The sequence below is a fragment of the Brevundimonas sp. AVps5 genome (assembly GCF_058681515.1).
Map to the genome: position 1 here is coordinate 1,426,130 of NZ_CM178740.1, position 23,846 is coordinate 1,449,975.

At 66.6% G+C, this 23,846-nt stretch carries 24 protein-coding genes; 18 read left to right on the top strand and 6 right to left on the bottom strand.

Annotated elements, in window-relative coordinates; translation table 11 throughout:
• Positions 1-44 precede the first annotated feature (44 nt).
• From dusB to hflX, 6 genes are all read left to right on the top strand, one after another.
• Positions 45-1,103, top strand: a complete 1,059-nt coding sequence (dusB, locus tag ACW18A_RS07365) for a tRNA dihydrouridine synthase DusB (RefSeq protein ID WP_492024127.1) — start codon at positions 45-47, stop codon at positions 1,101-1,103.
• Entirely contained in the window at positions 1,103-3,364 is a 2,262-nt protein-coding gene (locus ACW18A_RS07370; RefSeq protein WP_492024128.1) for a sensor histidine kinase NtrY-like, read from the top strand. Before dusB ends, ACW18A_RS07370 begins: the two co-directional genes overlap by 1 nt.
• Positions 3,365-3,376: 12 nt before the next feature.
• Positions 3,377-4,783 (top strand): nitrogen assimilation response regulator NtrX, encoded by a 1,407-nt coding sequence (gene ntrX, locus ACW18A_RS07375; protein WP_492024129.1) that lies wholly within the window; start codon positions 3,377-3,379, stop codon positions 4,781-4,783.
• On the top strand, positions 4,783-5,646 hold the full coding sequence (locus ACW18A_RS07380) for a D-amino-acid transaminase (protein ID WP_492024130.1): 864 nt from the start codon (positions 4,783-4,785) through the stop codon (positions 5,644-5,646). The genes ntrX and ACW18A_RS07380 overlap by 1 nt, the downstream gene beginning before the upstream one ends.
• Positions 5,647-5,825: 179 nt before the next feature.
• Positions 5,826-6,071, top strand: a complete 246-nt coding sequence (gene hfq / locus ACW18A_RS07385) for an RNA chaperone Hfq (protein WP_131249128.1) — start codon at positions 5,826-5,828, stop codon at positions 6,069-6,071.
• Positions 6,072-6,363: 292 nt separating this feature from the next.
• Positions 6,364-7,659, top strand: coding sequence for a GTPase HflX (gene hflX, locus ACW18A_RS07390; protein WP_492024362.1), 1,296 nt, complete (start codon positions 6,364-6,366; stop codon positions 7,657-7,659).
• A gap of 69 nt (positions 7,660-7,728) precedes the next feature.
• Here the strand turns inward: hflX and ACW18A_RS07395 are convergent, their stop codons facing one another.
• The gene (locus tag ACW18A_RS07395) at positions 7,729-9,660 is read right to left on the bottom strand and encodes a hypothetical protein (protein ID WP_492024131.1); all 1,932 of its coding nucleotides are present in this window, start codon (positions 9,658-9,660) and stop codon (positions 7,729-7,731) included.
• Positions 9,661-9,830: 170 nt separating this feature from the next.
• On the opposite strand from ACW18A_RS07395, the gene ACW18A_RS07400 reads away from it, so the two are divergent.
• Positions 9,831-10,424: a hypothetical protein gene (locus tag ACW18A_RS07400; RefSeq protein WP_492024132.1), complete on the top strand. Its 594-nt coding sequence runs from the start codon at positions 9,831-9,833 to the stop codon at positions 10,422-10,424.
• Positions 10,425-10,519: 95 nt separating this feature from the next.
• Here the strand turns inward: ACW18A_RS07400 and mazG are convergent, their stop codons facing one another.
• Both mazG and ACW18A_RS07410 read right to left on the bottom strand, forming a co-directional pair.
• Positions 10,520-11,305, bottom strand: a complete 786-nt coding sequence (mazG, locus tag ACW18A_RS07405) for a nucleoside triphosphate pyrophosphohydrolase (RefSeq protein ID WP_492024133.1) — start codon at positions 11,303-11,305, stop codon at positions 10,520-10,522.
• The gene (locus ACW18A_RS07410) at positions 11,302-12,660 is read right to left on the bottom strand and encodes an MFS transporter (protein ID WP_492024134.1); all 1,359 of its coding nucleotides are present in this window, start codon (positions 12,658-12,660) and stop codon (positions 11,302-11,304) included. The genes mazG and ACW18A_RS07410 overlap by 4 nt, the downstream gene beginning before the upstream one ends.
• Before the next feature lie 124 nt (positions 12,661-12,784).
• Here ACW18A_RS07410 and ACW18A_RS07415 point away from each other — a divergent pair, with 124 nt between their 5' ends.
• Both ACW18A_RS07415 and ACW18A_RS07420 read left to right on the top strand, forming a co-directional pair.
• Positions 12,785-13,633: a D-alanyl-D-alanine carboxypeptidase family protein gene (locus tag ACW18A_RS07415; RefSeq protein ID WP_492024135.1), complete on the top strand. Its 849-nt coding sequence runs from the start codon at positions 12,785-12,787 to the stop codon at positions 13,631-13,633.
• Entirely contained in the window at positions 13,630-14,097 is a 468-nt protein-coding gene (locus ACW18A_RS07420; protein WP_492024136.1) for a hypothetical protein, read from the top strand. Before ACW18A_RS07415 ends, ACW18A_RS07420 begins: the two co-directional genes overlap by 4 nt.
• A gap of 147 nt (positions 14,098-14,244) precedes the next feature.
• Here the strand turns inward: ACW18A_RS07420 and ACW18A_RS07425 are convergent, their stop codons facing one another.
• Complete coding sequence (locus tag ACW18A_RS07425) at positions 14,245-15,801, bottom strand: AMP-binding protein (RefSeq protein WP_492024137.1); 1,557 nt, start codon at positions 15,799-15,801, stop codon at positions 14,245-14,247.
• A 228-nt stretch (positions 15,802-16,029) separates the two neighbouring features.
• Here ACW18A_RS07425 and lipA point away from each other — a divergent pair, with 228 nt between their 5' ends.
• The 5 genes from lipA (at position 16,030) to ACW18A_RS07450 (ending at position 19,798) form a co-directional block, all read left to right on the top strand.
• Positions 16,030-16,992, top strand: a complete 963-nt coding sequence (gene lipA, locus ACW18A_RS07430) for a lipoyl synthase (RefSeq protein WP_492024138.1) — start codon at positions 16,030-16,032, stop codon at positions 16,990-16,992.
• Between the two features lie 167 nt (positions 16,993-17,159).
• Positions 17,160-17,615 (top strand): type II toxin-antitoxin system RatA family toxin, encoded by a 456-nt coding sequence (locus ACW18A_RS07435; RefSeq protein WP_492024139.1) that lies wholly within the window; start codon positions 17,160-17,162, stop codon positions 17,613-17,615.
• The gene (locus ACW18A_RS07440) at positions 17,612-18,739 is read left to right on the top strand and encodes an NAD(P)/FAD-dependent oxidoreductase (RefSeq protein ID WP_492024140.1); all 1,128 of its coding nucleotides are present in this window, start codon (positions 17,612-17,614) and stop codon (positions 18,737-18,739) included. The genes ACW18A_RS07435 and ACW18A_RS07440 overlap by 4 nt, the downstream gene beginning before the upstream one ends.
• Positions 18,732-19,262 (top strand): GNAT family N-acetyltransferase, encoded by a 531-nt coding sequence (locus ACW18A_RS07445; protein ID WP_492024141.1) that lies wholly within the window; start codon positions 18,732-18,734, stop codon positions 19,260-19,262. Before ACW18A_RS07440 ends, ACW18A_RS07445 begins: the two co-directional genes overlap by 8 nt.
• The gene (locus ACW18A_RS07450) at positions 19,262-19,798 is read left to right on the top strand and encodes a GNAT family N-acetyltransferase (protein WP_492024142.1); all 537 of its coding nucleotides are present in this window, start codon (positions 19,262-19,264) and stop codon (positions 19,796-19,798) included. Before ACW18A_RS07445 ends, ACW18A_RS07450 begins: the two co-directional genes overlap by 1 nt.
• Here the strand turns inward: ACW18A_RS07450 and ACW18A_RS07455 are convergent.
• Positions 19,782-20,510 carry a cytochrome c biogenesis CcdA family protein gene (locus tag ACW18A_RS07455; RefSeq protein ID WP_492024143.1) on the bottom strand — a complete coding sequence of 243 codons (729 nt, stop codon included), beginning with the start codon at positions 20,508-20,510 and terminating at the stop codon, positions 19,782-19,784. The genes ACW18A_RS07450 and ACW18A_RS07455 overlap by 17 nt on opposite strands.
• A gap of 3 nt (positions 20,511-20,513) precedes the next feature.
• On the bottom strand, positions 20,514-20,903 hold the full coding sequence (locus ACW18A_RS07460) for a thioredoxin family protein (RefSeq protein WP_492024144.1): 390 nt from the start codon (positions 20,901-20,903) through the stop codon (positions 20,514-20,516).
• A gap of 192 nt (positions 20,904-21,095) precedes the next feature.
• On the opposite strand from ACW18A_RS07460, the gene rpmF reads away from it, so the two are divergent.
• The 4 genes from rpmF to ACW18A_RS07480 all read left to right on the top strand — a co-directional run bounded on the left by rpmF (position 21,096) and on the right by ACW18A_RS07480 (position 23,810).
• On the top strand, positions 21,096-21,278 hold the full coding sequence (gene rpmF, locus ACW18A_RS07465) for a 50S ribosomal protein L32 (protein WP_029416334.1): 183 nt from the start codon (positions 21,096-21,098) through the stop codon (positions 21,276-21,278).
• Between the two features lie 103 nt (positions 21,279-21,381).
• Positions 21,382-21,984 (top strand): hypothetical protein, encoded by a 603-nt coding sequence (locus ACW18A_RS07470; protein ID WP_492024145.1) that lies wholly within the window; start codon positions 21,382-21,384, stop codon positions 21,982-21,984.
• Between the two features lie 82 nt (positions 21,985-22,066).
• Positions 22,067-23,344 carry a phosphopyruvate hydratase gene (gene eno, locus ACW18A_RS07475; RefSeq protein ID WP_492024146.1) on the top strand — a complete coding sequence of 426 codons (1,278 nt, stop codon included), beginning with the start codon at positions 22,067-22,069 and terminating at the stop codon, positions 23,342-23,344.
• Positions 23,345-23,489: 145 nt separating this feature from the next.
• Entirely contained in the window at positions 23,490-23,810 is a 321-nt protein-coding gene (locus ACW18A_RS07480) for an FtsB family cell division protein (RefSeq protein ID WP_492024363.1), read from the top strand.
• The last annotated feature ends 36 nt before the right edge of the window (positions 23,811-23,846 follow it).

Below are 23,846 nucleotides of genomic sequence, written 5' to 3' on the forward strand. Positions count from 1 at the left end.
GATGGTGGTTGACGAGGGGCCAGGCTTCGCGTGTTGACGGACGAATGAGCACAGGGATTCAGATCGGCGACGTCGCCATTCCCGGCCGGGTTCTGATGGCGCCCATGACGGGCATCACGGACCTGCCGTTCCGGCTGCTCGCCAGTCGTCTGGGGGCCGCCTATGTGGCGACCGAGATGGTGGCCGCCGCCGAACTGGCCCGCGCCCGTCCGGACGTGGTGCGCCGCGCTGCGGTCGGCGACGGCCTGCCGCTGACCGTCATCCAGCTGGTCGGCCGCGATCCCTCCGCGATGGCCCAGGGCGCGCGCATGGCCGAGGCCGCCGGCGCCGACATCATCGATCTCAATTTCGGCTGCCCGGCCAAGGAGGTCACCGGTTCGGCCTCGGGTTCGGCCCTCATGCGTACGCCCGACCTCGCCGGCCGGATCATGGCTGCGGCTGTGGCGGCGACCTCGCGTCCCGTCACGGTCAAGATGCGGCTCGGCTGGGACGACGGGACGAAGAACGCGCCGGAACTGGCGAAACGCGCCGAGGATCTCGGGATCAAGGCCGTCACCGTCCATGGCCGCACGCGCCAGCAATTCTACACCGGCCAGGCCGACTGGGACGCGGTCGGTGCAGTCAAGGCAGCGGTCTCCATCCCCGTCATCGTCAACGGCGACATCATCACTGCCGAACAGGCGAGGGAGGCGCTGGATCAGTCCGGCGCCGACGCCCTGATGCTGGGCCGGGGCGTCTATGGCCGCCCCTGGCTCGCCGCCCACCTCGACCGCGCCCTGAGAGACGGGACCGTTCTGGTCGAGCCGGACCGCCGGGAGCGGTTCGACATCGTGGTCGAGCATATGCGGGCCTCCTGCGACTTCTACGGGGCCCGACTGGGCCTGCGAATGTTCCGCAAACACCTCGGCTGGTACATCGAACAGGCACCATGGCCCGCCGATCCCGACGCGCGCCGCGTCGCCAAGAGCCGCCTCTGCCGCCTGGACGAGCCCGCAACGGTGGCCCAGGCCCTGGCGGAATTGTGGGATCTGCCGCAATCTTCGCTGTATTTCGGCAACTCCGCTGTTGAAGTTTCGCCACAGGTGGTCGAAGCTTCCGGGTGATGACGGACACGCCCGCCCCGCTTCCGGCCACAGAAGGCGACCCCTCCTTCTGGGGACGCCTCACGGGCGGCCGGGCACGAGCCGCCTTCGGCGCCGCCTATCTCATCGCCTTCCTGGTCACCGGCGCGGCCATCTGGCTTGTCGCCGTGGCCCCCGGGGCCAGCGCCGGCGATGACGCCAAGGCCACCGCGAGCCGGGCCGTTCTGTTCATCCTGCTGGCCAATCTGGTCCTGATCGTCGGACTTGCGACCATCATCGGGGGCCGGGTCATGCGCCTGTCCCGGAGGCGGCGAGAAGACCCGGGCGCGCGTCTGCACCTGCGGTTCGTGGCGCTGTTCTCTTTCGTTGCCGTCGTACCGGCCGTCCTGATCGCCCTCGTCTTCGGTGTTCTGGTCAATCGCGGCGTCGATCAGTGGTTCAGCGACAACGTCAGCTCGGCCGTCGAGAACGGTGCCATTATCGGCAAGGCCTATGTGGCTGATGTCGGCGGCGGCCTTGACCGCGACCTGGGCACCATGGCCAACGAGCTCGGCGGCGTTCGGGATGTCTTTGACAACCGCATCCAGTTTTCCGGCGCCCTGACCCAGATCGCCGACTTCTTCGGCTACCCCGCAGTCTACATCCTCAACGGCGAGGGCGAGGTCCTGGCCCAGAGCGACCTTCCAGGCGCGCCCGCCTATGTCGCCCCGCCCCGCGCGGAGTTCGAGAAGGCCGCCGAGGGCAAGGAGGTGCCGTTCACGGTGACCGAGCACCCCGACACGATCCGCGCCCTCTATCCACTGCCGGACTATGGCGAGGCCTATCTGTATGTCGTGCGCCCGCTGGCCCCCGGTCTGATCGCGCGGATGCGCAATAGCCTTGACTCCATCGAGTCCTATCGCGTCGCGGAGGAGAGCCGCGCCCGCATCCAGGCCGCCTTCGCCCTCAGCTATCTGGAGACGGCCCTGCTGGTGCTGGTCGGCGCAGTTTGGCTTGGCATGTCGGCGGCCAGCGCCATCTCGGCCCCCATCGGTCGTCTGGTGAAAGCCGCGGATCAGGTCGCGGCCGGCGACCTGAGCGCCCGGGTCGAGCCGGACGGCGCGCCCGGCGAGATCGCCACCCTGTCGGAAGCCTTCAACCGGATGACCGGCGACCTCCAGGCCCAGCAGGCGGCGCTGAAGACGGCTAGCGAAGAGGCCCAGGACCGCAGTCGCTTCATCGAGACCGTCCTGTCCGGCGTTAGCGCCGGCGTCATCGGTCTGGACAAGCGCGGGAGAATTTCCGCGATCAATGACAGTGCCTTGCAGCTGCTTTCGATCTCTGAAGTCGAGGTACGCGGAAAGGCCTTGGGGACCATCGCGCCTGAGCTGGGCGACCTCGTCCGCCGCGTCGAAGCCCATATCGAGGAAGACATCGACGTCGCCCGCGAGGGCGAGACCCGACGCCTGCGTGTCCGCATCGAGGGCGGGGTCGGCGGCGAGATGGTGCTGACCTTCGACGACATCACCCGTCTGGTCACGGCCCAGCGCAACGCCGCCTGGCGCGACGTCGCCCGCCGTATCGCCCACGAGATCAAGAACCCCCTGACGCCGATCCAGCTTTCGGCCGAACGGCTGAAGCGCAAATTCCGCCCCGGCATCACCGAGGACATCGAGATCTTCGATCGCTGCACCGACACCATCATCCGTCAGGTCGGCGACATAGGGCGGATGGTCGACGAGTTCTCGTCCTTTGCCCGTATGCCGACGCCCCGGTTCACCAACGAGAACCCGGCTGAACTGTTGCGCGAGGCCGTCTTCGCCCAGCGCGTCGCCGCGCCCGAACTGAACGTCGAACTGGTCGAGCCCCTGCCCAGGGCGAAGATGAAGGCGGACGGCCGCATGGTCGGACAGGCCCTGGCCAACATCCTCAAGAACGCCGGCGAAGCGGTCGCCGCGCGTCGCCTCGCCTCGCCCGCCGATGAGGAGCAGGTCGCCATCATCGCCCGGCTTCAGATCGAGGACGGGATCGCCACCTTCATTGTCGAGGACGACGGCAAGGGCCTGCCCGTCCGCGACCGCGACCGCCTGACCGAGCCCTATGTGACCACGCGCGAGAAGGGCACCGGCCTTGGCCTGGCCATCGTCAAGCGCATCTGTGAGGACCACGGCGGCGAGCTGAAGCTGTCAGATGCCGACAGCCTGAACGGTGCCAAAATCTGCCTCATCTTCCCCCTCAACCCCACCGGCAAGGCCGGGCGTGAAACGGAGCCTCGCGGCGCCGACGCCCCGGCGGCCGAATAGTAGCGAGGCGTCATGCGATCCACCGGAGCCGACATCCTGGTCGTCGACGACGAGGCCGACATCCGCGACCTGGTCTCGGGGCTGCTCGAGGACGAGGGCCATTCGGTTCGTGTCGCCTCCAGCTCCGAGGAGGCCCTGGCCGGCATTCGGGCCCGCAAGCCCAGCCTGATCGTCCTCGATATCTGGATGCAGGGCGGCGGCATGGACGGGCTGGAGCTGCTCGACCTGGTCAAGACGCTCGACGCCGACCTGCCCGTCGTCATGATCTCGGGCCACGGCAATATCGAAACGGCCGTCAGCGCCCTGAAGCGCGGCGCCTATGACTTCATCGAGAAGCCGTTCAAGTCCGACCGCCTCGTCGTCGTCATCGATCGCGCCCTCGAGTCGGCGTCGCTGAAACGCGAGAACCGTCGCCTGCGTACGGTCGCCATGACCCCGACCGGCCTGATCGGTCGCTCGGCCGCCGCCCAGGTCCTGCGCACCACCATCGTCAAGGTCGCCCCGGCCAACAGTCGTGTCCTGATCTCGGGCCCTCCGGGGTCCGGCAAAGAGCTGGTCGCGCGTCAGATTCACGAGGCCAGCTCCCGCGCGCGCGGCGAGTTCGTCGCCATCTCGGCCGCGGGCATGACCCCGGAGCGCCTGGATCTGGAACTGTTCGGGGAGGAGGGCCACGACGGCCGTCCGCGCAAGATCGGTGTCTTCGAACGCGCCCACAACGGCACCCTCTATCTGGACGACGTCGGCGACATGCCGCGCGAGAGCCAGAGCCGCATCCTGCGCGTCCTGGTGGAACAGCGCTTCCGTCGCGTCGGCGGCGAACAGGACGTCCAGGTCGACGTCCGCGTGGTCACCTCGACCTCGCGCGACCTCAAGGTCGAGATCGCCGAGGGCCGGTTCCGCGAGGACCTGTTCCACCGCCTCAACGTCGTGCCGATCCGCGTTCCGCCCCTGTCGGAACGGCGCGAGGACATCGGCGAACTGGTCGAGTATTTCATCGAGACCCTCAGCGTGTCGCAAGGGTTGCCACGCCGCCGCCTCGGCGACGACGCCATCGCCGTGCTCCAGGTCCACCCCTGGCCCGGCAACGTCCGCCAGCTACGCAACAACGTCGAGCGGCTGCTGATCCTGGCGACCGGCGACCTGAACGACCCGATCTCGGCCGACATGCTGCCCCAGGAAGTGGCCTCGACCAACTCGGGCGGCATGGGTGCCGAACGCACCATCGCCCTGCCGCTGCGTGAGGCCCGCGAGGTGTTCGAGCGCGAATATCTGGCGGCCCAGATCATGCGGTTCGGCGGAAACATCTCGCGCACTGCCGCCTTCATCGGCATGGAGAGATCGGCCCTGCACAGGAAACTGAAGTCGCTGGGCGTGTCGCCGTCACGGGGCGGCGAGGAAGACGAAGGAAGTCTCGACTGATGTCACGGGTCGCCTATGTGAACGGGGTCTATCAGCGCCACTCGGAGGCGACGATCCATGTCGAGGATCGCGGCTTCCAGTTCGCCGACGGCGTCTATGAGGTCTGGTCGGTGTTCGACGGCCGGATGGCCGATTTCGACGGCCACATGACCCGGCTGCACCGCAGCCTGAACGAGCTGCGCATCGACATTCCCATGTCGATCGACTCCCTGACCCGCGTCCTCAAGGAAACCATCCGCCGCAACCGGGTCCGCGACGGCATCGTCTATCTGCAGGTCACGCGCGGCACGGCCCGCCGCGATCACCCGTTCCCCGCGCCCGGCACCCCGCCCAGCGTCGTGGTGACGTCCAGATCCGTGAGCTCGCGAAAGTCCGACGCCCAGGCGGCTAAAGGCGTCGCCGTCGTCACCCACCCCGACATCCGCTGGGGCCGCTGCGACATCAAGACCGTGGGCCTGCTGCCCAACGTCCTCGCCAAACAGGCCGCCCGCGACAAGGGCGCCTACGAGGCCTGGATGGTCGACGAGATGGGTCTGGTCACCGAGGGTTCCTCGACCAATGCCTGGATCGTCGACAAGTCCGGCAAGCTGCGCACCCGCGACACCCAGGCCAATATCCTCAAGGGCATCACCCGCACCGCCATCATGACGATGATCGAGGAGGAGGGGCTCGAACTCGACGAACGCCCCTTCACCGTCGACGAGGCCAAGGAGGCGAAGGAAGCCTTCTTCACCGCCGCCGGTGCCTTCGTCATGCCGGCCGTCTCGATCGACGGGGTGAAAATCGGCGACGGCAAGCCCGGCCCGATCGCCACCCGTCTCCGCGCCCGCTACCTGGAAGAGGCGAAGCGGGACTCGGTCTAGGTCCGGCGCTTACTGGCTCCGGTTGTCGGCACCGGAAATCCATCGGGCGATGAAATCGGTTACCGGGCCGGTTGCGACGCGCGAGCACAGGGCGCTAAGGTGGTCAGGCCGGGCGTTCGATCCGGAGCCGTGATCTCCCCGACGCGGTGAAAACCAAGAAAGAACAGGACCAACCTGCCATGTCGCAAGACAAGCGTCAGAACCTTCAGGACACCTTCCTCAACTCCGTCCGCAAGACCAAGACCCCGCTGACCATCTTCCTCGTCAACGGCGTCAAGCTGCAGGGCATCGTCACCTGGTTCGATAATTTCTGCGTGCTGCTGCGTCGCGACGGCCAGTCCCAGCTCGTCTACAAACACGCCATCTCGACAATCATGCCGTCAGCCCCCGTGCAGTTGTACGAGCCGGACGCCGACGAGGACTGACCGGAGCGCGGTGGGTTGCGGGACCTCGATTTGTGAACAGTGCAAGTGCTGGTGAACCAGCATCCGCATGTGTGTTGCGCACCAGCCCACGAGCGTCTTGCTCACCAGCACTAGCACCCTTCACTCTTTCCAGCGTCGATGCCGGGGTTCTCCATCACGGCTTCCGGAACCCGCTTGTGTGAAAAGTGCTAGTGCTGGTGAACCAGTATCCGCACCGTGGTGCCGTCAGCACCACTGACCTTCTTGCGCACCAGCACCAGCAGTTTTCACCTCTCAGATCACAGAGCCCCCCCTGACCACCAAACTCATCGACCATTCCGTCCCCCTGATCCGCGCGGTCGTCATCCACCCCGATCTCGGCGAGCGCGCCTCACGCCCGGCCGGGGAGCGTCTGGAGGAGGCCGCCGGCCTCGCCCGCGCCCTGGACCTAGACGTCCGCGCCGAGGAGATCGTGCGTCTGCGCAAGACCACGCCCGCGACCCTGTTCGGGGCCGGAAAGGTCGAAGAGCTCGCGGCCCTGATCCGCGCCGCCGAGGCCGAGGCCGCCGTCATCGACTTCGACCTGACCCCGGTCCAGCAGCGCAATCTGGAGAAGGAATGGGACTGCAAGGTCATCGACCGCACCGGCCTGATCCTCGAGATCTTCGGCCGTCGCGCCCGCACCAAGGAGGGCAAGCTCCAGGTCGAGCTCGCCCGGCTCGACTATGAGAAGTCCCGCCTCGTCCGCACCTGGACCCACCTGGAGCGCCAGCGCGGCGGCACCGGCTCGACCGGCGGCCCCGGCGAGACCCAGATTGAGCTCGACCGCCGCCTGATCGCCGACCGCATCGTCAAGCTGAAGGGCGAGCTGGAGGAGGTCCGCCGCACCCGCGGCCTGCACCGCAAACAGCGCAAGAAGGCCCCGTTCCCGGCCGTCGCCCTGGTCGGTTACACCAACGCCGGCAAGTCAACGATCTTCAACCGGCTGACCGGCTCCGAGGTCCTGGCCAAGGACCTGCTGTTCGCCACCCTCGACACGACCCAGCGCACCATCCGCCTGCCCCAGGGCCGCCCGGCCATCATCGCCGACACCGTCGGCTTCATCTCCGACCTGCCGCACGAACTGGTCGAGAGCTTCCGCGCGACCCTGGAAGAGGTGGGCGAGGCCGACCTGATCCTGCACGTCCGCGACATCGCCTCGGCCGACTCAGCCGCCCAGGCGAAGGACGTCGAGGAGGTGCTGAAACAGATCGAACAGCCGGAAGGCAAACCGCGCCGCATCCTCGAGGTCTGGAACAAGACCGACCTCCTCGACCCTGAGGCCCGCGAAGAGGTCGAGGGCCAGGCCGCCCGCTCGGGCAATGCCTCGGTCGCCGTCTCCGCCTGGACCGGGGAGGGGATCGAGACCCTGCGCCAGGCCATCACCGACCTGATCGACGACGACCCCGAGACCGAATTGATCCTCCAGCCCTCACAGGGCGAGGCACTGGCCTGGCTCTACGAGCACGGCCGGGTGACCGCGCGCGACACGGACGCCGAGGGGCGGATGCTGCTGACGGTGCGGCTGGACCCCCAGGCGATGGGGCGGTTCGAGCGGCAGTTCGGGTGATCCCAAATGACCCTCACCCAGCGGGAGAGGGGATCGCAGTCTCAGGCCCCCACCGCGCCCTGGCGGTTTTCATCTGGCCAAGAAGTCGCAGGAGCCGCCCCATTCCTGATCGCTAGAGATCATCAAAGATCGGTTTGGGTCGACGCGAAGGGGGAGGGCCACTCCGTTAACTACAACCTGCGGTTCCGTGAGGTCAAACTTTGACACGAACCTGGATTCTTGCCAACGACCGTACCCATCCAGGTTTTTGCGAAACTGACTTACGTCCGCTTGCATGGTTGTCTGGAAAACAGCTCTTTGTGCGAGCGCGTCCTGCCCCCGTTCGAAAACCAAAGATTCCCCTGAGTTCGTCGTGAGGCCCGCAATCGCGACCGAGCGCAAGGTACGCTGGCGGGGTGCCGGAGGGCTGACAAGTGCCAGTGGGGGGACTCTCCCCTTGAAAGAGAGCCTAGTAGCGATAACGATCGCCTCACCCGGCGCTAGACCACCGCCGGATATCGGGTCTTCGATGACCTTCCGGACACGCTCGACATCGCCGCCCTCCGCGAAGATGCGGTCGCTGTTGGTGACGGTGTAACCGAACTGATCGATCCGCACGGGTTGATCGCTGACGTTCTCCAGGATGAGGAAGCGCACTTCTGGATGGGGGATCGAGACGACCAGATTTAGAGCCCAGCTCTGCTCCGGCACATCGCAGACTTCGCTTTCCGCTCCCAGTTGGTCGAGAAAGCCATAGATCATCCCTTTTGGCGGGTTTCGCGAAGCGAAGAACTGAATGTACTTGGGGGCTAGTATGTCGCCGAAATAGAGGCTGCCAGCTGTCGTTGCATTTGAATACTGAATACGGCGCAGATCCTCTCCATCCATCGCATGGAACAACACGGGGGCTACATATCGGTTGTTTTCGTAGCGGCGTTCACTAGTGTACGTATAATCCTCGAAGACTTCCTCTAACGTGCCGCTCGTCAAACTATTGAGGACGAGAGTGTTGGCCGGCAAATTACCTTGGCTGTTCACGTTCAGGACGTTCCTGAAAGTATTGATGTCCGCAGGGATATTTACACGTATCGTGGCCATACGCGGTTCCCGAAATTCGCTCAAGGGAGACTGAATGCTAGCTCCTTGAATATGGTTACCGTCCAGTGAGGTTGCTCGCCAAGTAGAATCGGCACCCTCGCGGCTCCAACCAGAAAGCATGTCTGCGACTTCCAGCAGCACTTCATTGTTTAGCACGCCGACGATCTTGGGAAAACGCTGTGCGATCTCCGCAGGGACGAGCCCGCGGCTGAGCGCATCGATCGCTTGGCCGGTTGCGGTGAAGTAGGAAGCGCGAAAGACCATGCTTCCGCTCCATATTTGCACCGTCTCGTCGGTGAACGCCTCGCTTCCCATCCGAGAGATATCGATCGTCTTTTGTCTGTTTCCGACGGCGACCGAAATCCTACCTTTGCGGGGGCCCCAGAATCTGGCGTATCGCACCTCGGCGCGGGCGTCATCGCCTAGCTCTAGGATTTCACCGTCCTGACCGTCCCATTTGAGCTCAACTACGGCCGTCGGAAAGGGGAGTTGTTGTTCGTCCGAAACAGCGATCGTGAACTCGTCATATGCTTTTGCCGACATTGTCGGCCAGAAATTCACACCGATCGCTGCGATCACTGTGACGACAATGCTTACGTGGGTTAGCCAGGTCACTGCGACAAGGCGCTTGGCGAGGCTTGGCGCTCCGGACCGCCCCGTCGAGAGGGCGACATTTAATAAGGCATAAGACGCCCCCACACCAATGAGGATTGCGTTCGCCCATAGGTCTCCGAATACCACAGCAATAGAGACGAAAAGGATCCCGACCGAGGCCACTAACGCCGCTAGGGTCGCAACGTTAAAGGGACTTGCGCGGCTTGGGGTCAGGCCGACAGGCTCTGTATCAAATGGAGGCCCCAGTGTACTTGGCGGGTCGGTCTTCACCTCAGCGTTGTCATCCGGACTCTTCGTATCGTCAGCCATGCTATCCCCCGACAAGCTGCCGACGATAACACATGCCCATGATTGGTGAAGGCGGCACGAAACTCGTAACTTGGCTGGGATAGACCGGGTGCAGTTCGACCACCCTCTTCGCTCATTTCTTTTGTCGGCCCACGACCGCGTCTGACGCACCCGCATGGCAGCCTCCCGCCATGACCTCCAGCACTCAACTCAACCCCGCCACCCTAGACGGTCTCGGCGGCGACTATTGGGACCATGCCCGGCGGGAGTATCTCGCGGGCGTGAAGGCGACGACCGTCTGCCAGCGGTACGGCATGTCGCTGAGTTCCTTCCGCCAGCACGCGCGGGTCGGGGGCTGGCGGCGCATGGACCAGCCCGGATGCGAGGCGCCGCCCGAGTTCGGCGAATACCATCCCGACGACAATGTCAGCTTCGCCGATCTGGCCGCCGAGGCCTTCCTGAACATCCGCCGGGCCCTGGGCATGGGGCGGGCGTCCGAGGCCTCGACCTGGATGCGCGTCTACGACAGCCTCGCCGACCGCGCCCGCTCCGAGGTCATGGCCGACCTGCCGGACATCGCGCCGCCCCTGCTGGAGTCCAGACGCGAGCCGCTGCGGCTGGTCGCGGCCGACCTTGAGAATATCAACGAATTGAATGCATTGTCCCAGAATCCAGACGTCGAACCGCAACCGTTGGACTCTCTGCACCCTGTGGTTTCGGAGTGCATTCCCGTCTCCTCCCCGTCGCGAAGCGATGGGGAGGTGGCACGCAGCGTAGCGGAGTGACGGAGGGGTTCTTGCCGCACGAAGAGCCCCTCCGTCAGCTCGCAAGAAGCTCGCTGCCACCTCCCCATTCGCCAGCGGCGAACGGGGAGGAGACATCAGGCCCGCTCAGCCGCCTTGGCCGCGTCCCACAGCCCGTCCATCTCGGCCAGATCCGACTGATCCGGCGTCCGCCCGTCCTTCGCCAGCTCCGCCTCGATGAAGCCGAACCGGCGAACGAACTTGGCATTGGCCCCGCGCAGGGCGTCCTCCGGCTCGACCCCCAGTTTGCGCGCCAGGTTGGCGACGACGAACAGGATGTCGCCCATCTCCTCGCGGGCCTTGTCGAGGTCCCCGGCGGCGATCTCGACCTTCAGCTCGGCGACCTCCTCGTCCAGCTTGGCGAACACCTCGTCGGTCGAGGGCCAGTCGAACCCGACCCGCGCGGCCCGCTTGGTCAGCTTGGCCGCCCGATGCAGGGCGGGCAGGCCGACCGGCACGTCGTCCAGCACCCCGTGCTGGGCCTTACCGGCCCGCTCGGCGGCCTTGATGTCCTCCCAGCGCAGTTTCTGGGCCGGGCCCGAGATCTGGAGGTCCTCCTCGCCGAACACATGGGGATGGCGCCGGACCAGCTTGTCGGACATGGCCTCGGCGACGTCGTCGAAGGCGAACAGCCCCTGTTCCTCGGCCATCCGGGCGTGGAAGATCACCTGGAACAGCAGGTCGCCGAGCTCAGTCTTGAGCTCGCCCATGTCGCCCCGCTCAATGGCGTCGGCGACCTCATAGGCCTCCTCGATCGTATAGGGGGCGATGGTCGCAAAGGTCTGTTCGACGTCCCACGGACAGCCGCCGTCCGGGTCCCGCAGCCGGACCATGATCGCCCTCAGCCGATCGGTCGGGGTCATGCGGATTCGCCGTCCCGGGCTTCCAGTCCGCGCCGGATCTCGTCATGCCGGGCCGGCGTCAGGGGGTAGTTCTTGAGCAGCAGGGCCGCGCTGGCCAGCAGCAGGCCGGGCAGGGCGATGAACAGGACCTGGAGGATCAGCAGCGCGCTGTCGGTGTTCCCCTCCGGCGGCGGCACGGCCTGGAAGCCGACCCACTGCAGGATCAGATAGGGGATCAGGGCCACGACATGCCCGACCTTGGTCGTCGCCGACAGGATGGAGAACATCAGTCCCGTCCGGTCCACCCCGGTCTCCAGCCTGACCTCGTCACCGACGTCGGCCATCATGGCCCGCAGCAGGAACAGGCCCGCCGCATAGGGAAGACCGGCGATGAACATGGCGACAGCCGTCAGGGCGAAGTTGCCGCCGGGGACCAGGGTCGCGCCGACATAGAAGACGGCGAACACCAGGCTGGCCGCGGCCAGGGCCCTGTCCTTGCCGATCCGCGTCGCCAGCCAGGCCCAGAAGGGCGCGCCGATCAGGCCGGCCACGAAATACAGCAGCATGAACAGGGACGCCTCGGTATGGCCGTAGCCCTTGATCTGGCCGAAGAAGAAGAACAGCAGCGACCCTGTGATCCCCGGCGCGACGCCCAGAACCACGTCCGCCAGCAGCAGCTTCCTGACCGCCTTCCGCTTGAACAGCTCCAGATAGGCCCGCGGCCCCCCATGGGGCGCGGCGCCGGCGTTGACCGGCTCCGGCACCACGAACAGGGCCAGGGCGATGGTGACCGGCAGGGCGATCAGGATCGCCCAGCCCATGATCCGGACCCCGGCGGCATAGTCCCCGATGCCGGTCTGGATCACCACCGTCGGCAGGATCAGGATCAGGATGACCCCGATGATGTTGAACACCTGCCACCAGCCATAGACGCGGCTGCGCTGGTCGTACTCGGGGGCCAGCACCGAGGCCCAGCCGAGCTGGCCCAGGGTGCCGATGGAGAATCCGAGGTAGAGGACCAGCAGCCAGGCGAACAGATAGACCGGGCCCGCGCCGGGCTGGACCACCACGAACATCATGAAGGCGGCGAGCATCAGGATCGGCATCGAGGCGACCATCCACGGGCGGTAGCGGCCGAACCGGGTCCTGGTCCGGTCCATGGCCCAGCCGATGAACGGGTCGAAGGTGATGTCGATCAGGCGGACCGCCATGAACACCGCCGCCACAACACCCAGCTCCAGCCCCACATGGGTGGCGTAGAACTCGGGCAGGGTGACCGGCAGGGCCACGCCGAACGCCGCCAGCGGCAGGCAGACGGCCGAAAAGGCGGCGAGGACGGCGTTGCTGCGCCGGGGCGACCTGGGAGCGTCGGACATGCGGAGATCCAGCGGCGTCGCCCTGAGTCGGCGGACGGGCGCACCATGCCAGTTTTGACGGCGGCGGGAGAGGGGCCTTGCTTGCGCCGCAACGGTGAGGCTTCCTCTCTCCATGCGCGTGGGGATGGCGGGATTGATCGTGGCGGCGGCCCTGGCCTGGGGCCTGCCGAACGCCGCCTCGGCCCAGGGGCGGTGCGAGACCCAGCGACAGGTCTGGGCCGATCAGGCAGTGGCCAACGCAATCTCCCTGTATTCGCTGGAGTGGACGCCGTTCGGGGCCACCGAAGTGGGTTGGGGCACCTATATGCCCCTGCTGCAGAAGGAGATCGGCACCGACTGCGAGCCGGGCACGTCGGACTTTGCCGCAGCCCTGGCGGCCTTTCAGGCGCGGTATGCGCTCCCTGCGACGGGCAGTTTCGATCCGGCGACCTTCAATGTGTTGAAGGGCCTGCTGCAGGAGCGGCGACCGTTCGTCATGGCCCGCGTGCGCGACGAATGCCCCGATCCGCCGCCCCTGCGCGAGCTCGGCTATCTCGAGGCTCCGGAAGAACACGCCGACCGCCTGACCCGGCTGTTGAGGCGCGACGTGCTGGCCTCCTATCGTCTGATGGTCGCAGCCGCACGAGCGGAGGTTCCGGAGGTCCGCTATGACCCGGAGCTGCTGCAGATCTTCTCCGGCTTCCGCGATCCGGAGGCCGATGCGGCGCGGTGCGCGGCGGAGCGGAACTGCGACGGGCTGCGGCGGGCGGTCTGTTCCCCGCACCGGACGGGAACCGCCGTCGATCTCTATGTCGGGCAGTTGCTGGGGATGGGCGTCGATTCGACCCATCCGGAGAGCCGCCAGCATATGACCCAGGGCGCGACCTATCGCTGGCTGGTGAAGAACGCCGGCCGGTTCGGCTTCGTGCCCTATATCTACGAGCCCTGGCACTGGGAGTGGACCGGAGCCGGCACAGGCTTCGGCACGCCTTGAGAGGGCTGACCCAGGGCGAGAAGCGGCTGGCCCGGACCGAGTTCGGCGAGGCGCTGGACTTCGAGACCATCCGGCTGGCGCCGACGCCCTGGCCGTTCGATCGGGCCTTCGTGCCGGGGCGCTGGTTCGGGCGGGACTGGATCCTGTGGCCCGGCCGGAACCTTCCCAAGGACCTCGGCGTCGCCCCGGTCGGGCTCCAGGCCGTGCTGATCCACGAACTGGTTCACGTCTGGCAGGCCCGTCAGGGGGTGAATCTGCTGGCCGGCAAGATCAGGGCAGGGGACGGCCCCTCCGCCTATGGCTACCCCGGGGCACCGTGCGGCTGGGACGAACTGAACATCGAGCAGCAGGCCATGGCGGTGGAACATCGCTTCAGGGCGGCGCGAGGCCTGCGGGTCCCGGATGAGGCGGCCCTGTACGGAGGGCTCTGTCCCATCGGATCGAAGTCCGGCCGAGGGCTTTGAACCCGGCAAGGGGACAGCCACGCCTGTCACTGCGGGCGTTGCAGCACGAAGACCGGAACGACCCCTGACCCGGGTGCGGGTTCTCCAGCACTCGACCTACGGCCAGATCGAGCAGATGGCGGACGCAGGTGCCGGTCGTCAGGTGGATCAGGCCGCCTCGGCCAGATCCACCAGGGTCTGGATCGCGACATAGTCGGTCTTGCCGGTCCCCAGCACGGGAAGTTCGCGCACCCTGACGATCTTCTTGGGCACGGCCAGCTCCGGGGCACCGTGTTCCCGGGCCCATTCGGCGATCTTGCCGACGTCAGCGTCGCTGCGCTCGGTCACCAGGACCAGCTTCTCGCCCTTGCGGCTGTCGGCGATCGAGATGACGGCGTGACGTTGCTCGGGCCAGACGGCCTGGACCAGACCCTCGACGGCGCTCAGCGAGACCATCTCGCCGCCGATCTTGGCGAACCGCTTCACCCGTCCGAGAATGGCGATATAGCCCTCGGGATCGATGTCGACGATGTCGCCGGTATCGTGCCAGCCGCCGTCCAGCGGATCGATCCGCGTCGGGTCTTCCGGCGACATATAGCCGGCCATGACGTTCGGGCCGCGCAGGAACAGGCGTTTGCCCTCGGTGATGCCTTCAACCGCCTCAAGCCGCGCCTCCATGCCCGGTAGCAGCTGGCCCACGGTCCCGGGGCGGTTGCGGTCGGGGTGGTTCACCGCGACCACGGGGGCGGCTTCGGTCGCGCCGTAGCCTTCCAGCAGCTTCACCCCGCCGAACTTGGTATTGAACAGGTGGTGGGTCTCGTCGCGGACCCGCTCGGCCCCGGCAACCACGAACTGCAGGGTGCGGAAGTCGTCCGGCGAGGCGACCCGCGCCCACTGGTTCAGGAAGGTATCGGTCGCGAACAGGATGGAGGCCTTCACGTCCGCCAGCAGGGCGACGATCTGTTTGCCGTGCAGGGGGGACGGGTACTGGAAGGTCTTCAACCCGTTCAGCAGCGGCAGGATGACGCCGCCGGTCAGGCCGAAACAGTGGAAGGTCGGCAGGGGGTTGAACATCACCCAGTTCGGATCGAGCGGGATGTGGGCGTTCACCTGACGCGCGTTGGCGACCAGGTTCTTCTGGCTCAGCAGCACGCCCTTGGGTGCTCCGAAGCTGCCGGAGGTGAACAGGACCACGCCCGGATCATCGGGTCTGGTCTGTACGCGGAAACGCCTGGGCGCGATGCCGGCCATCAGGCCGAACAGCTTGTCCTGCAAGCCGATGGTGGCGCGGACATCGTCGAGCCAGACGATTTCGGCGACCGTCTCCAGCCGGGCGATCAGGTCGTCGAGCTTGGCCTGTTCGACGAAGCGACGGGCGCACAGGATCTTCCTGACCCCGGCCGCATCGATCGCCGCCTTCAGATTCCGCTCGCCCGAGGTGAAGTTCAGCATCACCGGCACCCGGCCGAAGGCGTGCAGGCCGAAGAAGGTCACGACCACCCCCATCGACGACGGCAACAGGATACCGACCCGCTCGGCCGGCCGGGTCATGGCCGCGATCTTGCGGCCCAGGACGAAGGCCGCGCGGATCAGGCCGGTGTAGGTCAGGGGCTTGCGGTCCTGGTCCTCCAGGATTTCCTTGTCGCCATAGCGGGCGCGCGCCGCGATCAGGGCGTCGAACAGGGATTCTTCGCCTGCCGATGGGTCGAGGCCGGGCCTAAGCAAAACGCGTCTCCTCTGGGGGGCGTTCACGCCGCCCCCTCACTGTCAGGCGCGCAAACTAGTTAAGCGCCGCCACGATGAAAAGATGCGTTACGCCGCGTGAGGCTTTGGGGCCGCGCCACCTCCCCATCGCTGCGCGACAGGGAGGAGAACGAAATGCTGCGTGACTTGCCTTCCGCAGGCGGAACGACGACATACCCGGTTCACGTTCCTGGAGCCCGACCCGCCTCGATGGTCACCCTCATCGACACCCTGACGCGCAAACCGTCAGACCTGCGTCACCCGGAAAAGCAGAACCGGCCCGAGACGGCCGTGCTGAAGAAGCCCGCCTGGCTGCGGGTCAAGGCGCCGGGATCGGGCCAGTACAACGCCACGAAGGAGATCGTCCGCTCCAAGGGGCTGGTGACCGTCTGCGAGGAGGCGGCCTGTCCGAACATCGGCGAGTGCTGGAGCCAGAAGCACGCCACCCTGATGATCATGGGCGACACCTGCACCCGGGCCTGCGCCTTCTGCAACGTCAAGACGGGCCTGCCCCAGCCGCTGGATCCGGAAGAACCGGGCAAGGTCGGGCTGGCCGTGTCGCAACTGGGCCTGAACCATGTGGTGATCACGTCGGTGGACCGGGACGACGTGTCGGACGGCGGCGCGGCCCACTTCGCCGAGGTGGTGCGTCAGATCCGCCTGCAGGCACCCGACACGACGATCGAGATCCTGACGCCCGACTTCCTGCGCAAGGACGGCGCGGCCGAGGTGGTGATCGATTCGACGCCCGACGTGTTCAACCACAACCTCGAGACCGTGCCGCGGCTGTATCTGAAGATCCGGCCCGGTGCCCGCTATTTCCACTCCCTGCGCCTGCTGCAGATGGTCAAGGAGCGCGATCCCAACCAGTTCACCAAGTCCGGCATCATGGTCGGTCTGGGCGAGACCAAGGAGGAGGTCATGCAGGTGATGGACGACATGCGCTCCGCCGGCGTCGACTTCATCACCATCGGCCAGTACCTGCAGCCGACGCGTAAACACGCCGCCATCGACCGGTTCGTCACGCCCGAAGAGTTCAAGGCCTATGAGGCGATCGCCCGGGCCAAGGGCTTCCTGATGGTGTCGTCGTCACCGCTGACGCGGTCGTCGCACCATGCGGGCGACGACTTCGCCCGGCTGAAGGCGGCGCGTGAAGGACAGAACCGGCGTTGAGTTTTCCGGCCTCGTCATCCACGGGCTTGTCCCGAGGATCCATTTGTCAGCAGACTTTTTTCGCTGAGTGCCGCGATGATGCCGGAGCACCGCGCGATCCTTTGCCGCCTGGACTAACCCAGCCATGGGTCCTCGGGACAAGCCCGAGGATGACGGTAGGGGGGTAGATGGCCGTCCACCGCGTCACCCGCATCCTGCCCTGGACGCCCGCCCAGCTCGCCGATCTGGTGGCCGACGTGGAGGCCTATCCGCGCTTCGTGAAATGGGTCACCGCCATGCGGGTCTGGAACCGGCGCGAGGAGTCGCCGGGCGTTGGCCTTCTGGATGCCGAGGCCGCAGTGGGGTTCTCGTTCCTGAGGGAGCGGTTCTCGACCTGGGTGCGGTATGACCGGACTGTGCCGTCGGTCGAGGTGGGGCTGTTGCGCGGCCCGTTCCGGCACCTGAAGAACCGGTGGACTTTCCATGCGATCCCAGAGGGGACGCGGCTGGAGTTCATAATCGACTTCGCCTTCAAATCCTCTCTGCTCAACGCCGCGCTCGAGGACAATTTCGACCGGGCTGTATCTTCGCTGATCGGCAGTTTCGAGGACGAGGCGGCGCGGCGGTACGGGACGCCGAAATGACGGAATTCGACTTCGATGCCGTCGTGGTGGGGGCCGGGGCCGTGGGCCTCGCCTGCGGGCAGGCGTTGTCGAAGCGGGGCTTGACCGTGCTGGTTCTGGAAAAGGCACCCCACATCGGCCAGGGCGTGTCGTCGCGGAACTCCGAGGTTATCCACGGCGGGCTCTACTATCCGACGGGGTCGCTGAAGGCCCGGTTCTGCGTCGAGGGGCGGCGGGCGCTCTACGCCTGGCTGGAGACGCACAAGATCGACTACCGGAAGTGCGGGAAACTGGTCGTGGCCACGCACGAGGACGAGGTCGCCCATATCGAGGCGATTTTCGAACAGGCGAGAACGAACGGCGTCGAGGGGCTGGAGCATCTCAGCGGGGACCAGGCGCGGGCGCTCGAGCCCGAACTGAACGCCCGCGCGGCCATCCTGTCGCCCGAGAGCGGCATCTTCGCCAGCCATGACTATATGCTGTCGCTGGAGGGCGAGATCGAGGACGCGGGCGGATCGGTCGTGGTCTCGACGCCATTCGAACGGGCCGAGACCCTGCCGGGCGGCGGGTTCCGCGTCACCGCCGGCGGGCCGGAGTCGGGGGCGGGCGGGGCGACCCTGACCTGTCGCCTGCTGGTCACTGCGCCGGGCCTGTCGGCACAGGACGTCGCGGGGCGAATCGAGGGCTTCCCGGCCGATCACATCCCGAAAGGGCATTTCGGCAAGGGCGTCTATTTCCGGCTGACCGGCAAGGCGCCGTTCGACCGGCTGATCTATCCGCCGCCGATCGCGGGGGCGCTGGGCACCCACTACCGCAAGGACCTGGGCGGCCAGGCGGTGTTCGGACCGGACCTCGAATATGTCGAGACCGAGGACTATTCCGTCGATCCGGCCCGGGCCGAGGCGTTCGCGACCTATATCCGGCGCTTCTGGCCGGGGCTGCCCGACGGGGCTCTGACGCCCGACTATGCCGGGATCCGGCCCAAGCTGCATGGACCGGGCGAGGCCCAGCCCGACTTCCAGCTGCGCGGTGCCGCCGACCACGGCATCGACGGCCTGGTCGCCCTGTTCGGCATCGAGAGCCCGGGCCTGACCAGTTCGCTGGCCATCGGAGACGCGGTCGCGGATATGTTGGGTCATGACTGACACGATCATCAGAGACGCCGGCCCCGGCGACATCCCCGCCCTGCATGCCCTGATCGAGAGCGCCTATCGCGGAGAGAGCTCGCGGGCCGGCTGGACCACCGAGGCCAATCTCCTGACCGGGCAACGCACCGATCCGGACGAACTCGCAGAGATCATCGCCGATCCGGAACAGGCTCTGCTGACGGCCTGGCAGGGCGATGATCTGCTGGCCTGTATCCGTATCCAGCGCCAGGCTGACGGAGCGGGATATTTCGGAATGCTGTCGGTCGACCCGACCCGGCAGGCTTCGGGGCTGGGTCGACGGATGGTCACGACGGCCGAGGAGGCCATGGCGCAGCGATTCGGCGCGCGGCTGATCCGGATCTCGGTCTTTCCCCAGCGCGACACCCTGATCGCCTGGTACGAGCGACTGGGTTACGCCGACACCGGCCGAACCCTCGCCTTCGACTACGGGAACCTGCGGCTGGGCACAGCCCTGCGCGACGACCTGTATTTCATCGTCATGGAGAAGGCGCTGGCCTGATGGATCGTGGAATGGAGATCAACACCCCCCGGCTGACGCTTCGTCCCGCCCGGCCGGAGGATCTGGACGCCATCCATGCCGTCCTGTCGCACCGGGAGGCGATGCGCTGGTGGTCCACCCCGCCGCATGACGACATCGAGCAGTCGCGCGCCTGGCTTGAGAACATGATCGCCAATACGGCGGCGGGCGCTGCGGATTTCGTCGTCGAACACGAGGGGCGCGTCATCGGCAAGGCCGGCTGCTGGAAGGCCCCTGATGTGGGCTACATCCTGCATCCCGACGTCTGGGGACGGGGACTCGCGAGCGAGGCCCTGGCCGCCGTGATCGACCATGTGTTTGCGACAAGGGATCTCGATGCCCTTAACGCCGACGTGGATCCGGACAATGCGGCGTCGATCCGGCTACTGGAGCGGCTGGGCTTCGTGCGGACCGGCGAGGCGAAAGCCACCTGGCACATCGGCGGCCAGTGGATGGACAGCCTGTATTTCGGCCTTGCCCGCAGCACCTGGGTCCGGGGCGTCAGTAGCGGGTCGTAAGCTCGGTCAGCCAACCGGGCGAGACTCCGACCAGCCAGACCTCGACGGACTTGTCCACGCCAAGCAGGATCAGCGCGCCGAATACGACCATCAGTCCGCCGAGGGCATATTTCCCGATTGATCCGGCAGCAAGCATCCGGCCGCGAAGTCTGGCCAAGGCTTGTCGTGACAAAAGCCCGATCAGAACGAGCGGCGTGGCGGCCCCGATCCCGAAGATCAGCATGGTCAGGGAAACCCTGCCCAGATCCTGGCCCTGGGCTGCCAGCAGGGATGCGGCACCCAGGGTCGGACCGACGCACGGAGCCCAGACCAGACCCATGAGCACCCCGAGCCCCAACTGACCGAGGGGGCCCCTGCCATCAAGTTTGCGCATCCCGCTATCCGCCCAGGTCGACAAGGGGCCCCCGAGGGCGGCGAGACGGCTCTGGGCCGCGGGCACGAGCAGAACCGCGCCCACTGCGATCAGCAGCGCGCCCCCGACGCGTCGGAAGAGGTCGCCGTCGAGTCCGATCGAGAACCCGATCGTGGCCACAAAGAGCCCCACAACCGTGAAACTGGTGGCCAATCCGAGCCCAAGCGCCACCGGGCCCCAGCGCCCCTCGGACTGAGCGCCGCCGAGCACGATGGGCACCAGTGGCAGGACGCAGGGGCTCAGAATGGTCAGGATCCCCGCCACGAAGGCGACACCCAACGTACCGACAGCCGCGATCACGACCTACTGCCGCGTTGTGGCGACGAGCCGGGCAATACTCGCGGCATTGGTGTCACCGGCGGACCGCCCCGTCTCGCGAGAGCCCCGGAAGGCGATCAGCGTACTCTGGGTCGTTGCCCTGAAGCTGCGAACCACGTCCTTCTGATTGTCGAAGTCGACACGAAACACCACCAGATCAGCATTCGCAGGTTGGGCCTGGAGCGAGTGAATGATGGGCTCCTGCGCCCGGCACGTCGGACACCAGGGCGCATGGACGTCGACGAGGATCGGGTGCCCGGCGGCCTGGGCGGCTTCGAAGGCCGGTCGACTGAACGGGACGGGTTCGGCCATGGCAGGGCTTGCCAGCGCGGCGACCGCAGCGAATGCAAAGGCGATGATGTGTCGACGGATCATGGTGATCTCCGGGCGGGGGTTGATACGTTGGCTCGTTCGCTCTCCGGCGACGATCGGTTACAGTTACGACGCCCCTTGAACTTCCACGCGAGGTCCGGCATAAGCCCGCCCTCGCGTGGCGGCTCTGTTTCCGGGGCCGCCGCTGTTGTTTTCGCGCTCCTGCAGCGCCCGACCCTAAAGATTGAGACGGACATGGCTGTTCCGAAGCGCAAAGTATCGCCCTCGCGTCGCAACATGCGCCGCGCCCACGACGCCCTGGGGACCAACCCCTATACGGAAGACAAGGACACGGGCGAACTGCGTCGCTCGCACCACATCGACCTGAAGACCGGCACCTATCGCGGCCGCCAGGTGCTGACGCCCAAGGAAGACTAGTTCCTGCGCCCTTTTGGGGTCTGAGACGTTTGCGGCGTACGGTTTCCCCGTGCGCCGTTTTCGTGCGCTTATGGAGCATCGGTGCTTCAAGGATTGCCCTGCGATGATCCGATCCCTGACCGCCGTCGCCGCCTCGGCCCTGTTTCTCGCCGGCTGCGGCGCGCAAGGGCCCGCCTCCGCCCCCGCACCTCAGGTCCATGTCACGACCGCCCCCGCGACTCCGGCCGCGCCGGCGGCCGACGTCCTGACCGCCCAGGGCTTCGGTCCCTTGCGAATCGGGATGACGAAAGCCGAGGTCGAGGCGGCGCTTGGTCCCGACAGTGATCCTGAATGGGGGCCCGCCGAGCCCGAGTACTGCGACCAATGGCGACCGGAACGTGCACCGGAGGGCCTGCTGGTTATGCTGGAACAGGGTGTCCTCACCCGGATCTCGGTGTCTTCACCCTCGACGCTCAGGACGGATCGCGGATTCGGCGTTGGCGACACTGCCGCCGCGATCAAGGCCGCCTATGGCCCGCTGGTCGTCTCCGAGTTGCACAAATACGTCGATCCCCCGGCCGAGAACCTGTTCGTCTGGCAGGCCGGCGCGCCGACAACGGCGGGCGAGGCCGCGCGCGGCATCCGCTACGAGATCGACGACAACGGCAGGGTCGGCAACGTCCACGTCGGCGGACCGGCCATCGAGCAGGTCGAGGGCTGTTCCTGATCCAGGAGGGCGGCGGTTGGCGATTCGCGGGGGCCGGGCTAAACCCCGGCCATCCTCCCTGCACCCGCGAAGGCCTTAGCCAATGACCGACATCGCCGACATCGTCGCCCGCCAGATTCTCGACAGCCGGGGCAACCCCACGGTCGAGGTGGATGTGGTTCTGGATGACGGTAGTTTCGGCCGCGCGGCGGTGCCTTCCGGCGCCTCGACCGGCGCGCACGAGGCGGTCGAGCTGCGGGACGGCGACAAGGATCGCTGGGGCGGCAAGGGCGTGCAGAACGCCGTGGACGCCGTCAACGGCGAGATCTTCGACGCCCTGTCCGGCATGGACGCCGAGGACCAGCGTCGCATCGACGAGGCCCTGATCACCCTCGACGGCACAGAGAACAAGGCCCGCCTGGGCGCCAACGCCATCCTCGGCGTGTCGCTGGCGGTGGCCAAGGCCAGCGCCATCTCCGTCGGTCTGCCGCTGTTCCGCTATGTCGGCGGCATCTCGGCCCGGGTCCTGCCGACCCCGATGATGAACATCATCAACGGCGGTGCCCATGCCGACAATCCGATCGACATCCAGGAGTTCATGATCCTGCCGACGGGTGCCGAGAGCTTCTCCGAAGGCCTGCGCATGGGCTCGGAAATTTTCCACGCGCTGAAGAAGCAGCTGAAGGACGCCGGTCACAATACCAATGTCGGCGACGAGGGCGGCTTCGCCCCGAACCTGGCCTCGGCCGAGGAAGCCCTGAGCTTCATCACCAGGGCGGGCCAGGCGGCCGGCTATCTGGCGGGCGAGGACTTCCACCTGGCGCTCGACGTCGCGGCGACCGAGTTCTTCAAGGACGGCGCCTACAACATGGCCGGAGAGGGCAAGATTCTGGACGGGGAGGGGATGGTGGCCTACCTCGCCGACCTCTGTGAACGCTTCCCCATCGTCTCGATCGAGGACGGCTGCTCCGAGGACGATTTCGAGGGCTGGAAGCTGCTGACCGACGCCCTGGGCGAGCGCGTCCAGATCGTCGGCGACGACCTGTTCGTCACCAACCCGGCCCGTCTGGCCGCCGGCATCGGTGAGGGCCTGGGCAATTCGATCCTGATCAAGGTCAACCAGATCGGCACCCTGTCCGAGACCCTGGACGCCGTCGATATGGCTCACCGCGCCGGCTACACGGCCGTCATGAGCCACCGCTCGGGCGAGACCGAGGATTCGACCATCGCCGACCTGGCCGTCGCTACCAACTGCGGACAGATCAAGACCGGGTCGCTCGCCCGTTCGGATCGCACGGCCAAATACAATCAGCTGCTGCGCATCGAGGAACTGCTGGGCGATCAGGCCAGCTACTACGGGGATGGAATGCTGCTGAAGTAGGTGCCGGGAGGGGCGGCGGCGTTAACCTCCGCCCCTTTCAAAACCTGCGTATTTTTACGGCCAAGCTAGGGTTTGTTAGGCATTTTCGGTCACGAAGGATCAACTGTGACCACGCTCAGAAGGAGCGTTCGTATTGCCCGAACGGATGAAGCCCTACTCGCTGTCTGCTTTCCTGTTTCTGCTCGTTGTCTACCTGGGAGTTCAGGCGCTGACGGGGGAGAGGGGTCTGCTCAGCGGAGCCGCCCGTGATGCGCGGCTGGCCCAGCGCGAGGCGCAACTCACCACCCTGACCGAGCAGCGGGCCGACCTTGAGGTTCGCGTCCGCTACCTGCGTACCGGCAGCCTTTCGCGCGACCTGCTGGAAGAGCGGGCCCGCGCCGTGCTCGGTTTCAGCGATCCGCGCGACTATGTCGTGCGCACCGTCGCCGCTGCGCCATCCGCCGAAGCGAGTGCAACCGTCTCCTGAACTCTTGTTACAGCCCGGGCGGCGTGCTTTGCCTTT